General features: G+C 62.0%; 11 protein-coding genes. 5 read left to right on the top strand and 6 right to left on the bottom strand.

Annotation, left to right across the window (positions count from 1 at the left end):
* The first annotated feature begins 21 nt into the window (after positions 1-21).
* The gene (locus B5T_RS01045) at positions 22-231 is read left to right on the top strand and encodes a type II toxin-antitoxin system VapB family antitoxin (RefSeq protein ID WP_014992579.1); all 210 of its coding nucleotides are present in this window, start codon (positions 22-24) and stop codon (positions 229-231) included.
* A complete protein-coding gene (locus B5T_RS01050; RefSeq protein ID WP_041716636.1) occupies positions 228-608 on the top strand; it encodes a type II toxin-antitoxin system VapC family toxin in 381 nt (126 codons plus the stop codon). Before B5T_RS01045 ends, B5T_RS01050 begins: the two co-directional genes overlap by 4 nt.
* Before the next feature lie 157 nt (positions 609-765).
* Here the strand turns inward: B5T_RS01050 and B5T_RS01055 are convergent, their stop codons facing one another.
* Together B5T_RS01055 and B5T_RS01060 are read right to left on the bottom strand one after the other, a co-directional pair.
* The gene (locus tag B5T_RS01055; protein WP_014992581.1) at positions 766-1,968 is read right to left on the bottom strand and encodes a DesA family fatty acid desaturase; all 1,203 of its coding nucleotides are present in this window, start codon (positions 1,966-1,968) and stop codon (positions 766-768) included.
* A 72-nt stretch (positions 1,969-2,040) separates the two neighbouring features.
* Entirely contained in the window at positions 2,041-4,050 is a 2,010-nt protein-coding gene (locus B5T_RS01060) for a hydantoinase/oxoprolinase family protein (RefSeq protein WP_041716638.1), read from the bottom strand.
* Between the two features lie 253 nt (positions 4,051-4,303).
* Between B5T_RS01060 and mutM the strand changes: the two genes are divergently transcribed.
* The 3 genes from mutM (at position 4,304) to B5T_RS22130 (ending at position 6,353) form a co-directional block, all read left to right on the top strand.
* The gene (mutM, locus tag B5T_RS01065) at positions 4,304-5,113 is read left to right on the top strand and encodes a bifunctional DNA-formamidopyrimidine glycosylase/DNA-(apurinic or apyrimidinic site) lyase (RefSeq protein WP_014992583.1); all 810 of its coding nucleotides are present in this window, start codon (positions 4,304-4,306) and stop codon (positions 5,111-5,113) included.
* A 309-nt stretch (positions 5,114-5,422) separates the two neighbouring features.
* On the top strand, positions 5,423-5,773 hold the full coding sequence (locus tag B5T_RS01070) for a hypothetical protein (protein ID WP_014992584.1): 351 nt from the start codon (positions 5,423-5,425) through the stop codon (positions 5,771-5,773).
* Between the two features lie 37 nt (positions 5,774-5,810).
* Entirely contained in the window at positions 5,811-6,353 is a 543-nt protein-coding gene (locus B5T_RS22130; RefSeq protein WP_014992585.1) for an outer membrane beta-barrel protein, read from the top strand.
* A 138-nt stretch (positions 6,354-6,491) separates the two neighbouring features.
* Here B5T_RS22130 and B5T_RS01080 read toward each other — a convergent pair whose 3' ends face one another.
* The 4 genes from B5T_RS01080 to rdgB form a co-directional block, all read right to left on the bottom strand.
* Positions 6,492-9,593: an efflux RND transporter permease subunit gene (locus B5T_RS01080; RefSeq protein WP_014992586.1), complete on the bottom strand. Its 3,102-nt coding sequence runs from the start codon at positions 9,591-9,593 to the stop codon at positions 6,492-6,494.
* Between the two features lie 8 nt (positions 9,594-9,601).
* On the bottom strand, positions 9,602-10,756 hold the full coding sequence (locus B5T_RS01085; protein WP_014992587.1) for an efflux RND transporter periplasmic adaptor subunit: 1,155 nt from the start codon (positions 10,754-10,756) through the stop codon (positions 9,602-9,604).
* Positions 10,757-11,123: 367 nt separating this feature from the next.
* The gene (gene hemW, locus B5T_RS01090; protein WP_014992588.1) at positions 11,124-12,281 is read right to left on the bottom strand and encodes a radical SAM family heme chaperone HemW; all 1,158 of its coding nucleotides are present in this window, start codon (positions 12,279-12,281) and stop codon (positions 11,124-11,126) included.
* On the bottom strand, positions 12,278-12,880 hold the full coding sequence (rdgB, locus tag B5T_RS01095) for an RdgB/HAM1 family non-canonical purine NTP pyrophosphatase (RefSeq protein ID WP_014992589.1): 603 nt from the start codon (positions 12,878-12,880) through the stop codon (positions 12,278-12,280). The genes hemW and rdgB overlap by 4 nt, the downstream gene beginning before the upstream one ends.
* Positions 12,881-12,895: the final 15 nt, after the last annotated feature.

Here is a 12,895-nt window from a genome sequence, read left to right on the forward strand (position 1 = left end):
TAATGATGACGGAGGGTCGATATGCGTACCACAATTACGATTGACGATGCCCTCTACGAGCAGGCATTGGAGCTGGCTGACTCAGGCTTGGATAAACCCGCGGATATTCTTCGGGAGGCCGTCAAAACCTATGTTCGGGTCCAAGCCGCGCGCCGCCTGGCCGCTTTGGGAGGAGCGTCACCTGAGATGGCGGATATCCCGCGGCGGCGTGAGGAGCCGTTGCAGGAATGAGCGTTTTGGTGGATACCTCGGTATGGGTGGCGCACTTCAGAGAAAAAAATGAGGCGCTGATTAACCTGATAGAAATGGACCGCGCCCTGGTGCATCCCATGGTCTTGGGCGAGCTTGCCTGCGGGACTCCGCCTGAACCTCGGCAACGAACTTTGGGTTACATTGGTTTATTGCGGCTGAGTAATCAGGCCAGCCTTAAGGAGGTCATGACGTTCGTTGAGCAAGAACGCTTATACGGGCGAGGTCGTGGTTTGGTGGATATGATGTTGCTCGCTTCAACCGTCATCACTCCCGAAGGGAGGCTTTGGACGTTGGATAAACGCTTGGCTGGATTGGCGGATGAGTTCGACGTGGCGTACCAGCCGCATAGGCATTAGGTAGAGCGGTGGGGGTGCGCTTATTCGCGAGCAAGCTCGCTTCCCACAGAGAGAACTACGAAGCCGCTGTGGGAGCGAGCTTGCTCGCGAATATTCTATGAGCGCGCCTGCGAACTGAGGGGGGCAGCAGTCCGCGAGACGCGAATAGCTTTACTGATCAGGCCCGGGCCGGTTGCGGCTGGTAGCCTTTCAACGCGGTGACAAAATCCTGCAGAGCGTGAATGCCGGACTCCTCGGCTTCGCGGCACCATTGTTTCAATGCATCCAGCATTTCCGCGGAATTGCGGCTGGTCTGGCCCCAGATTTCCTGCAGGCGCAGGCGGTATTCGTAGATGGTGGCCAGCGTGTGGTTGTGTTCGGTCAGCCGCTCCAGGCGTTGCTGATGACGCGGCTTGAAGAAACGCTGATCGCGGTACAGCAGGGCCCGGGCGCGACGGTAGAAACCACGGGTGGTGTCGCAGGCGCGGGCTTGCTCCTGCTGGAACACCGGTTTGATCACCGTGCGGCGGTAATGGGCCATCACCTGGAAACGGTGCTGCACCAGGGCACGCAGGGTATCCAGATCCACGCTGGAACGGGCGGTGGCCAGCACCGGTGTTGGCGCCAGTTTTTTCACTTTCGCCAGACCCAGCATTTCAAACAGGCGGATCCAGGCCCAGCCCATATCGAACTCGAACCGGCGTACCGACAGCTTGGCGGAGCTGGGGTAGGTGTGGTGGTTGTTATGCAGCTCTTCGCCACCAATCAGAATGCCCCACGGCAGGATGTTGCGTGAGGCGTCCTTGCATTCGAAGTTGCGGTAGCCCCAGTAGTGGCCGATACCGTTGATCACGCCGGCGGCGAACAGCGGAATCCACATCATCTGCACCGCCCAGATGGTCACTCCGGCGAAGCCGAACAGCACCACGTTGGTCAGTGCCAGCAGCACGATGCCGAGCATGGGGAAGCGGCTGTAAACGTTGCGCTCCATCCAGTCGTCCGGGCAGCCGGCGCCGTATTTGTCCAGGGTTTCCTGGTTGACGGCTTCGGCCTGGTACAGCTCGGCGCCTTCGCGCAGCACTTTGCGGATGCCAAGTACCTGCGGGCTGTGCGGGTCTTCCTCACTATCGCAGTGCGCGTGATGCTTGCGATGAATGGCGGTCCAGGCGCGGGTGTTCATGCCCGTGGTCAGCCACAGCCAGAAACGGAAGAAGTGTTTCAGCACCGGGTTCAATTCCAGCGCGCGGTGGGCGGAATAGCGGTGCAGATAGACCGTGACGCTGACGATGGTCACATGGGTCAGGGCCAACGTGATCAGCACCAGGCTCCAGGGACCCAGGGCCAGCAGGCCCTCGGACAGAAACATCAAGATGGTGTGCATAATAATCCGGCTTGCGGCGGTAGTAATCCATTAGAAAGCGAATGTCGCCGATTCGTTCCTTGATATACGGCGTTATGTACAGGTAAGCAATAAATGGGCCGATGGATGCACCCGGGCCTGCCAATCAGCTTCTATATAGATGGTGCCTACCGGTTCAAAGATCAATGCGGGGCCGTAGATTACCTGATCGGCTCCTAATTCGTCCCGCCGGTAAACAGGAATTTTGATTTTGTTTCCTTCGCTGTTTTGGGCGGCGCTTTTATCACCAGCGGAGCCGTAAACTGGAGCCTCCCAGGCCGGCGAGCCCTCGCCCCGCGGCGCCTGGCCCGGCGAGGCCGGCCGCGCCTCGGCCAGACACCGGACTCGCAGGTTCACCCGCCGCACCGGCAATGACAGCCGGTGGCCATAGCGCTGTTCGTGCAGAGCGTGGAAGGCGACTTCGCTTTGAGTGGGCTCCTCCCCCTGCCAGGGCAAGGTCAGCACGGAGGACTGGCCCTGATAGCACAGGTCCAGGCCGGTTTCGGTGCGGATCCGGTCGGCGTCGATGCCTTCCGCTTCCAGTTCCTCCCGGGCCTGGCGCTCCAGCTGCCGAGCCAGAGTCTGAATGTGAGCGGTCTCGGCATCCGCCGGCAGAGCCTGGATGCGTTCGCGCTGGCGCGGTGCGTAGACCAGCCCTTCCGCCGACAGCACGCCGGCACGTACCGGCACCACCGCCTGGTGCATGCCGAGGTTGGTGGCCAGGGCGCACACGTGCAGGCCACCGGCGCCACCGAAACTCACCAGCGTGAAGTCCCGCGGATCAAAGCCCTTCTGGATCGAGATCACCCGCAGCGCCTGGCTCATATGCTCGTTGGCCAGGTCGATGATGCCTTGCGCGGCCTGAGGGACCGACATGTCGAGGCGTTCCGCCACGCGGGCCACGGCGTCGTGGGCCTTGGCCGGGTCCAGACGCAGGTTGCCGCCTAGGGCAAATTCCGGTTGCAGGCGGCCCAGCACCAGATTGGCGTCGGTGACCGTGGCGCGGGTGCCACCCTGACCGTAACAGGCGGGCCCGGGGCTGGCGCCGGCGGATTCCGGCCCCACGTGCAGCAGGCCGGCATCATCCACCTGGGCCAGGGAGCCGCCGCCGGCCCCAATGGTGTGCATGTCGACCATGGGCACCGCCACCGGATAAGGCCCGATGCGGCCCTGGCGGGTCAGCCGGATGTCGCCGTCCAGCAGCGCCACGTCGGTGGAGGTGCCGCCCATATCGAAGGTCATCAGATGATCGCGGCCGAGGGCCTGCCCCAGGCGGCGGGCGGCGTTGAGACCGCCGGCGGGGCCGGACAGCAGCAGATTCACCGCCCGTTCGGCGGCCTGATCAGCGGCGATGGTGCCGCCGTTGGACTGCATGATGGTCAGCGGCGCCGGCGTGGTGTGCTGTTTTAGCCGCGCCAGATAATCCGCCATGCGAGGGGAGAGCCAGGCGTTCAGCCAGGTGGCCATGCCGCGCTCGTACTCGCCGCGGGTCGGCAGGATGTCGCTGGAGAGACTGACCGGATAGCCGGCCTGCCGGAGTGCCTCGCCGAGTCGTTGTTCCGCGGCGGGGTCCAGGTAGCTGAACAACAGGTTCACGGCCACGGATTCCGGGTCATGGCGGCGAACCGCGTCCACCGTTTGCCGGATCGTCTCGTCGGTGAGCGGGATCAGGGTGGCCCCCTGGGCGTCCAGACGGGTATCGACGCCGATCACCGGAGTGTCGTGCAGGGCGGTGTGGGTGGGCAGTGGCCGCAAGTTGTATAACTCGGGTCGGTTCTGGCGGCCGATGAGCAGCAGATCTTCTATGCCGGAGTTAGTGATCACTACCGTCCTGGCGCCTTTGTTTTCAAGGGCTGCGTTGGTGGCCACGGTACTGCCGTGGACGATGACCAGCTCTCCCTGGGCCAGCGCCACGGTGAGGCCCATATCCTCGATGCCTTGCAGGATGGCCCGCTCCGGGGCCGCCGGCGTGGACAGTACTTTATGGATGCGAGGTTGCTCGCCGCCCAGCAGAACGAAATCGGTGAAAGTGCCACCGGTGTCCACCCCTAGCCAGTACCGCATCTTTGCCCCGCTCGTGTTTAAACCCTTTACCGCCTGCGCAAGGACGGTGCCGCGGGTATCATAACCGTCCTGGCCGCGGGCATCACGCCAGCCTGCTGCTCGCAACCACGGTCGCTGTAGGAGCTTGCCCTGCAAGCGAATCTTTTGCCCCGAGAGCCAATTCGCTTGCAGGCAAGCTCCTACAGCAGCTTCGTAGTCTGGTCTGTGGGAAGCGAGCTTGCTCGCGAATACAAAATCTTCCAAGGAGCCGTTAATGCCCGAATTACCCGAAGTGGAAACCACGCGGCGGGGGATTGAGCCGCATCTGACCGGGCGCCGTCTGCGCTCGGTGACGGTGCGCGAGCCGCGGCTGCGCTGGCCCGTGGACGAGCGGGTGGCGGCGTTGCGGGATCGGCCGGTGCTGGCGGTGCGGCGGCGTGCCAAGTATTTGCTGCTGGACCTGGATGGCCTGTATCTGGGGGTGCATCTGGGCATGTCCGGAACGCTGCGGGTGGTGCCGGAGGCGGCGCCGCTGCGCAAGCATGATCATGTGGATCTGGTGCTCGATTCCGGGCAGTTATTGCGCTTCAACGACCCCCGCCGGTTCGGCGCGGTGCTCTATCTGCCGGACCTGGAGCAACACCCGCTGTTCACCGGCCTCGGCCCTGAACCACTGGACGCGGTCTTCACCGGAGAATGGCTGCACCGGCGCAGCCGTGGCCGCAAGGCCTCGGTGAAGACGTTCATCATGGATAACGCCACGGTGGTGGGCGTTGGCAACATTTACGCGCAAGAAAGCCTGTTTTTAGCCGGAATTCACCCCTCCCGGCCGGCGGGACGCATCAGCCTGGCCCGCTACCAGCGTCTGGCGGAAGCGATCCGGGAAGTTCTGGCGCGGGCCATCGAGGCCGGTGGCACCACATTGCGGGATTTCACCCGGGTCGATGGTCAGCCGGGCTACTTTGCCCAGGAACTGCGCGTCTATGGTCGCGCGGGGGAGCCTTGCCGGCAGTGCGGAACGCCCCTGCGGGGCGGGCGCCACGGTCAGCGCAGTACGGTGTATTGTCCTCACTGCCAGCGTTGAGGCGGGTTCAAGCGTTTCCTGAACTCAGTGCAGTATCGTATTGTTTCTATACGAATAAAGATTTAGATTGTGAACCAGTAGTCAGCACGACTGCTGAATTGGGGTAACAATGCCCCGGCGACTCAGCAAAAGGGGGGAGCCCGGACCATCTTCTTGTGTGTGGGGGTTGAACCTGTGGGGGATGAGTCGCCGCTCCCGCGGTCGAGGGACGGCCGCGGGGGCTCCTTATTCAAAAGGCTGGGTCAAGACGGTTGGGACTGCCCGGCCAATCCTGCTATCCAACGAGAACCTGTCGAAGAGGGACTCACAATGAAGCGAGCCCTGCGCCTGCTGGCGGCCGCCACCATCATCTGCACCGTATCCCAAACCGCACAAGCCCGTCCCATGGACGAAGACGCTGATCAGCCGTCGGCGCTGGCCATGTTCGGGGACGCGGTGATCGTCAGGCCGGTCATGGCCGTCGGTACGGTGGGCGGTCTGGCCGTGTATGCGGTAATGTTGCCGTTCTCCGTGCTCGGTGATAACGAAGGCGAAGCCGCCGAAGTGCTGGTGAAGAATCCCGCCCGCGCCACTTTTTTGCGTTGTCTGGGCTGCACGCCGACGCAACATGAGCGCAAACAGGCGGAGAAAAAAATACGAGAAGCCAACGCGGCGCAATAATCGCGCCGCTACCGATTGATCTTTCGAGGAGTCCGCTATGCAACGTTGCGTGGCTGCATTGGCCGCCGTGGCCATGGGCATGGGTGTATCCGTGGCGCACGGCGAAGCCTACGTATCCCTGGGATACGGATATCATGAACAGGATGACCGCTTTTTCGGCGACGACCGCTTCGAGACCGGTGACCTGATCGCCAAACTGGGCGGCCGTATCAACCGCTGGTTCGCGGTGGAGATGCGCGGCGGTTCCACGCTGAACAGCAACGAAGACCGTCTCAATGGGACTTCCATTAAAGGAGAGTACCGTCAGAAGTATTTCTATGGCGCTTATGTGAAGCTGAGTGGTCCCAACGCCACCATGGCCACGCCGTATCTGATTGGCGGTTATACCGAAGGCAAGGAAGAAATGGACGTGGACGGCGGCGGCAAGGTCACGGACAAATGGTATGACTCGTCCTACGGTCTGGGGATCGATTTCGGTGTCAGCGAGCGCTTCGACGTCAACGTGGAATACATGTTCTATCGTGACAAGGACAACGTCACCCTGAAAGGCCCCGCCCTGTCCGCTTCCTGGACGTTCTGAATCCGTAATACCGCATCGTGGTCTGAGGGTCATCGATGCCTCGGATTCGCTTGCAAGGCACGCTCCTACAGTGACAACAATTTCCATGACCACTGTAGGAGCCAGCCCTGCTGGCGAACCGCATTCTTCAACCCCTTATCAACTCTCCGCCGGTTCCGGCAATGCCTCTGTCTCTTCGTCACCGTGCCCTTCGTTGCGGCCCAGCAGCATGTACATGGCCGGTACCACGAACAGGGTAAACAGGGTGCCGATGGTCATGCCGGCGGCCACCACCAGACCGATGGCGAAGCGGGCGCCGCCGCCGGGGCCGGCGGCGATCAGCAACGGAATCATCGCCAATACCAAAGCGGCGGTGGTCATCAGTACCGGACGCAGGCGCACGGCGGCGGCGTGTTCGATGGCCTCCCGCTTGCCCATGCCTTCTTCCTGCATTTTGTTGGCGAACTCCACGATCAGAATCCCGTGTTTTGATATCACCCCGATCAGGGTCACCAGCCCCACCTGCGTGTAGATGTTGAGCGTGGCCAGACCGAGGCTGACGAAGATCATGGCGCCGCACACGGACATGGGCACCGTGATCAGCATGATGATCGGATCACGGAAGGATTCGAACTGGGCCGCCAGAACCAGATAGATCACGATCAGGGCGAAGAAGAAGGTGATCATCAAGTCGCTGCCTTCCTTCTTGAACTGCCGTGACTGGCCGGAATAGTCCACGCTGTAGCCGGGAGGCAGCACTTCCTGTGCCGCGTTTTCCAGAATGCCGAGCGCTTCACCCAGCGTCACCCCGGGGCGCTGTACGCCGGAAATGGTCACCGAGTTCAGCTGCTGGAAGCGTTTCAACTGTTGCGGCTGCACGGTTTCTTCCAGGCGCACCAGGGTGGCCAGTGGAATCAGATCGCCGGAGCCGGTGCGAATGTAGTATTGCTGCAACTGCTCCGGCGTCAGCCGGTCGCTGCGCTGAACCTGGGGAATCACTTTGTAGGACCGGTTTTCCAGGGAAAAGCGGTTGGCGTAGGCGCCGGATAACATGGCGCCCAGTTCCTGCGCCAGCTGACGCATGGTGATGCCCAGCGACGCGGCTTTCTCCCGGTCGATCAGAATGTTGTAGCGCGGTTTGTCGATCTTCAGGTCCGTGTCCAGGAAGATGAACTTGCGGCTCTCCTGGGCCTTGCCCAGGATCTGGTTGGCCAGTTCCTGCAGATTCTCGGTCGGCTCGGTGGTGCCGATGACGAATTCCACCGGCAACATGCCGCCGCCGCTGGGCAGGGACGGTGGGACGAACACCGCCGATTGCAGACCGGCGATGCTGTTCACCTGTTCGGACAGTTGCTGCTGGAATTCGTTGGTGGTGACGTCCCGCTCGTTCCAACTGTCCAGCACGAAACCCGCCAGGGCGGTGTTGGAGGCGGCGGTACCGGCGCCGCCGCCGAGACCATTGAGCAGGAAAATGTTTTCCACCGCCGGGGCGTCGGCGGCAATCTGTTCCAGCTCCCGGCTGAACGGCTCCAGATAGTCCAGTGTCACGTAAGGATCGGCGGTGGCGGACACCAGCACAAAGCCTTGGTCTTCCTTGGGTTCCAGTTCGCTCGGCGAGGTGACGAACAGGAAGTAACAGGACACCAGAATGATCAGACCGAACACCAGCACCGTGGGCACGTCGTTCAAAGCGCCGTGCAGTCGCCGCTCATAGCTGCCGGCCAGTTTCTCGAACTGGCGGTTCAGCCAGGCCTCGAAGCGATTGCCGCGATGCTCCGGGTCGTGGGCCTTGAGAATTTTGGCGCACATCATTGGTGACAGGGTCAGCGCCACCACGCCGGAGAGCAGCACGGCACCGGCCAGGGAGAAGGCGAATTCGACGAACAGGGTGCCGGTGAGCCCTCCCATGAAACCGATTGGCAGGTACACCGCCACCAGTGTGGTGGTCATCGCCACCACCGGCCAGGCCAGCTCGCGCGCGCCCTTAAGCGCCGCGTCCTTGGGCGAGAGCCCTTCCTCCACATGGCGGTGCACGTTTTCCAGAACAATAATGGCGTCGTCCACCACGATGCCGATGGCCAGCACCATGGCCAGCAGGGTCAGCAGGTTGATGGAGAAGCCCATCAGCAGCATCAGGAACAGCGCGCCGACCATGGAGAGCGGCACGGCGATGGCCGGGATCAGCACCGAACGCAGGGAGCCAAGGAACAGGTAGATCACCAGGATAACGATGATCACCGCTTCCACCAGGGTCTTCACCACCTCATCGATGGAGTCCTGGATATACTCGGTGCCGTCGTAAGGAATATTGCCTTCCAGGCCCTCCGGCATTTGCGGGAAGATCTCGTCTTCCAGAACCTTCCTTACCTCGGCGATCACGTCCAGGGAGTTGGCGTCCGGCGCCACTTCAATGCCCATGAACGTGGCCTTCTGACCGTTGAAGGTCACCGAGGCGGCATAGGACTCCGAACCCAGTTCCACGTCGGCCACGTCCTCGAGGCGCACGATGGCATTGTCCTGGGAGCGGATTACCAGACGCCGGAAGCCGGCGACGTCGTTGAGGTCGGTTTCCGCCTTGAGATCCAGCGCCACATTGGTGCCCTTGGTGCTGCCCACCGCGGCGAGAACATTGTTCTGCTCCAGCGCGGCGTAAACATCAGAAGGGGTAATGCCCAGCGCCGCCATGCGCTCCGGTTTCAACCAGGCGCGCATGGCGAAGGTGCGGTCACCAAGAATTCGGGCCCGTTGCACGCCGTTGATGGTGGCCAGTTTCGGCTGCACCACGCGCACCAGGTAGTCGGTGATCTGATTGTTATCCAGCACCTCGGAGGAAAACGACAGGTACATGGCGGCGATATCATCGCCGATGGCCAGCTCCACCGTGGGGTCCTCGGACTCCTCCGGCAGTTCGCTGCGCATCTTGTTCACCTTGGCGACGATCTGCGTCAGGGTTTCGTTGGGATCCTGGCCCAGCCGTACATAAGCCTGGATTGAGGACGCCCCCTGCAGGGAGGTGGAAACCAGATAGTCGATGCCGTTCGCCGAAGCGATTTCCTGTTCCAGCGGCGTGGTGATAAAGCCCTGAATCAGATCCGCGTCGGCGCCGGTATAGATCGTGGTGACGGTGATCACCGCGTTCTCCAGCTCGGGATACTGGCGCACGTTCAGTTCCGTGGCGGCGCGTAACCCGAGCAGGAAAATAAACAGGCTGACCACCGAGGCCAGAACCGGTTTATTGATGAAGATATCCGTGAATTTCATCAGTGACCTCAGCTGTTCGCCGGCTCGGGCGTGGCTTCCGCGGAAGGCTGTACGTCATTCTCAATGGCCACCGGCGCATCATTGCGCAACTTGAGCAGGCCACTGGTGGCGATGATCTCTCCGGGTTCCAGACCGGATTCCACCACCACCAGGTCGCCGCGCTGGCGCCCTAACTTCACGAACCGCTTGCGCACTATCTTGCCGGCGCCGTCCTCACTTTGCTGTTCGGTCTGTTCGCCTTCCTTCGCCGGCGCGTCCTGGATCACGAACACAGCGTTGCCGTAAGGCGCGTAGGCCACCGCCGTGCGGGGGATCACCACCACCGGTTCGGATTGCGGCAACTGGATCGTTACGTTGGCGAACATGCCCGGACGCATACGCTGATCCGCGTTCTCGAAGGACGCCTGAATGGTGACGTTACGGGTGGTCTCGTTGACGCCCGGTTCGATGGCGGTGATGGTGCCCTCGAACTTCTGATCGGGGTAGGCGTCCAGCGAAGCGCGGGCGGTCAGGCCGGTTTCGATTTTGCTCAGCGTTTGTTCGGGCAGGGCGAAGTTGACAAAGATCGGATCCAGTTGCGCCAGGCTGACCACCGGAGTACCGGGTTGCAGGTACTGGCCGATATCCACGCGACGGATCCCCAGGACCCCGTCGAAGGGAGCGCGAATGGTCTTGTAGCTGAGCTGCTGCCGCTGCGCGTCCGCCTGGGCCATGGATTGATCCCGCTGGGCGCGCCGGCTGTCCAGCTCGGATTGTGAGATCGAACCTTGTTTGAACAGCCGCTGATAGCGATCGTATTCCTGGGCCGCCAACTGTGCCGTGGCCTGCAACGCCTTCAACTGAGCCTGGTCGGCGCGGGATTCCAGCCGCACCAGAAGGTCGCCTTTTTTCACCTGGTCGCCGGAGGTGAACTCGATGGCCGCCACTTCGCCGCCCACCTGGCTGGTGACCTCGACGCCGTTGACCGCTTCCACGGTCCCCACGGCATCCAGTGACAGTGCCCATTCGTCCCGGGTTGCCTCGGCGGTGGAGACGTTCGCCACTGGCATGGGCATATTGTCGAAGAAGCCCGTCATCATATGGTTGACGAAAGCCTTCCAGCCAAAGATGGCGCCAAACAATACGCCAACGCAGACCAGCATAATCACCATGCGTTTTGTCATGATCGAAACCCCGATGTGCAACCTGCTTATTTAGATATGTTCGTTGCCTGGCCGCTTCCCACGGACCGGACTACGCAGTCGCTGTAGGAGCTTGCCTTGCAAGCGAATCTTTTGGGTCGAGTGTCACTCGCGCTTGCAAGGCAAGCTCCTACAGCGGCCCTGATACCTGCCGGTGGCTGTAAATCATTTGGCGAACCGGCGAAACCGGAAAACGGATAAGGCTGCGTCCCTGTGGTTTTGGTTTTTCCTCTCCAGGCTGGGTCGCTCGGGGCAAGGGCAAATCGACAAACCGAATCAAAATAATGAGGGCAGACCCGGCGGCCACGGCGTCCAGAAGGCCCGAGTGTGCCCAGAAATCAGGCAGGCATCAAGAGGCGGAGAGGGATTCTCCAATAAGCGCCAACACGGTGTTGAGGTGGCGTAATCCCAAAGCGGTGCAAACGATTCGATCCGGATCCGGTTGTAGCAGACCGCGCTCACGCAAGGGGGCCAGCAGAACCGCGATGCGTTCCTGATCCACGCCGCAGTATTGGCTCAATGTGCATGAGGGAACGCCGTTGATCAAACGCAGTGCATTCAGCAACGCTTCGAACAGAGGATCTTCTATGGCGCTGACACTACGGCGTGTCTGTTCCGGCGCTCGCAGATAGGCTTCCGGTTGCCGGGTTTTTTGATAGCGTAAACGTTGTCCGTCACGGCGGGTGAGTTTGCCGTGGGCGCCAGCGCCGATCGCCAGGTAGTCCCCAAAGCGCCAGTAGTTGAGATTATGACGGCAGCGGCGATCCGGCCGGGCGAAGGCGGAAACTTCATAGCGCTCATAGCCATGGCGCTGCAACAGGGCAAACCCCTGTTCCTCGATGTCGGCCATGGTGTCCTCATCCGGCTGGGTCGGAGGGGCGCGGTAGAAGGCGGTATTCGGCTCAATGGTGAGTTCATACCAACTCAGATGAGCGGGTGATAACTCGATGGCCGCTTGTAGATCCTCCAGCGCCTGCGCCGGCGTTTGTCCGGGCAGGGCGTGCATCAGATCCAGATTGAAATTATCGAAACCGGCGGCGCGGGCCAGGGCCACGGCACGGCGGGCTTCCTCGGGGCCGTGAATACGTCCCAGGGCGGCGAGCTGGCCGGGATCAAAGCTCTGTACCCCGATGGACAGGCGGTTGATGCCGGCCTCGCGAAAGCCTTCGAAGCGGCCCGCTTCCACGGTGCCGGGGTTGGCCTCCAGGGTGATTTCCACGTCGTCTGCCATTGGCAGGCGCTGGCGTAGGCCATCCAGCAGGCGCCGGTAAAAATCGGCGCTCATCAGGCTCGGTGTGCCGCCGCCGATAAAGATCGAAACAACGGGCCGGTCCAACTCACCCTCCAGCCAGAGCCGGTCCGCGTCGAGATCCGCCAGCAGGGCGTCGAGGTATTGGGTTTCAGGCAGCGTGTCGCGCTGATGGGAATTGAAATCGCAATACGGACACTTGCGCACGCACCAGGGTACGTGCACGTACAACGCCAGGGGCGGCCGCTCCGGGGTCACGGCAGTGGATGCTCCCGCAGTTGCGCGATCAATTGCTGCAGAGCGCGGGCGCGATGGCTGACGCGGTTTTTTTCTTCCGGCGGCATCTCGGCGGCGGTGCGGCCGTCGCCGCTGATCTGGAAGTGCGGATCGTAGCCGAACCCGTGTTCACCACGTGGTTCCAGGACGATCTCGCCTTCCCAGCTGCCGTGGCAGACCAAGGGCGTCGGGTCCTCGGCGTGGCGCATCAGCACCAGCAGCGCCTGGTAACGGGCGGTGCGGGGAACGTCGGGCAGGTCGCCGAGCATTTCCACCAGCAAGGCGTTGTTTTTCGCGTCGCTGGCACCGACACCGGAGAAGCGGGCGGAATAGATGCCGGGGGCGCCGTTAAGGGCGTCCACTTCCAGGCCGGAGTCGTCGGCAATGGCCGGCAGGCCGGTGTGCCGGGCGGCATTGCGGGCCTTGAGAATGGCGTTCTCGACGAAGGTCAGGCCGGTCTCGTCCGCTTCCGGCACATCGAAATCACTCTGCGGCACGATGGTCATGTCCAGCGGCGCCAGAATGGCGTTCATTTCCTCCAGCTTTTTGCGATTGCCGGAAGCCAGAACCAGAGTTGCCATGGTCTCTCCTTGAGT

The sequence above is a fragment of the Alloalcanivorax dieselolei B5 genome (assembly GCF_000300005.1).
Lineage (GTDB): Bacteria > Pseudomonadota > Gammaproteobacteria > Pseudomonadales > Alcanivoracaceae > Alloalcanivorax > Alloalcanivorax dieselolei.

Coding starts and splice junctions, on each gene's coding strand:
- B5T_RS01045 (WP_014992579.1), top strand. CDS start 22: ATGCGTACCACAATTACGATTGACGATGCCCTCTACGAGCAGGCATTG.
- B5T_RS01050 (WP_041716636.1), top strand. CDS start 228: ATGAGCGTTTTGGTGGATACCTCGGTATGGGTGGCGCACTTCAGAGAA.
- B5T_RS01055 (WP_014992581.1), bottom strand. CDS start 1,968: ATGCACACCATCTTGATGTTTCTGTCCGAGGGCCTGCTGGCCCTGGGT.
- B5T_RS01060 (WP_041716638.1), bottom strand. CDS start 4,050: ATGCGGTACTGGCTAGGGGTGGACACCGGTGGCACTTTCACCGATTTC.
- mutM (WP_014992583.1), top strand. CDS start 4,304: ATGCCCGAATTACCCGAAGTGGAAACCACGCGGCGGGGGATTGAGCCG.
- B5T_RS01070 (WP_014992584.1), top strand. CDS start 5,423: ATGAAGCGAGCCCTGCGCCTGCTGGCGGCCGCCACCATCATCTGCACC.
- B5T_RS22130 (WP_014992585.1), top strand. CDS start 5,811: ATGCAACGTTGCGTGGCTGCATTGGCCGCCGTGGCCATGGGCATGGGT.
- B5T_RS01080 (WP_014992586.1), bottom strand. CDS start 9,593: ATGAAATTCACGGATATCTTCATCAATAAACCGGTTCTGGCCTCGGTG.
- B5T_RS01085 (WP_014992587.1), bottom strand. CDS start 10,756: ATGACAAAACGCATGGTGATTATGCTGGTCTGCGTTGGCGTATTGTTT.
- rdgB (WP_014992589.1), bottom strand. CDS start 12,880: ATGGCAACTCTGGTTCTGGCTTCCGGCAATCGCAAAAAGCTGGAGGAA.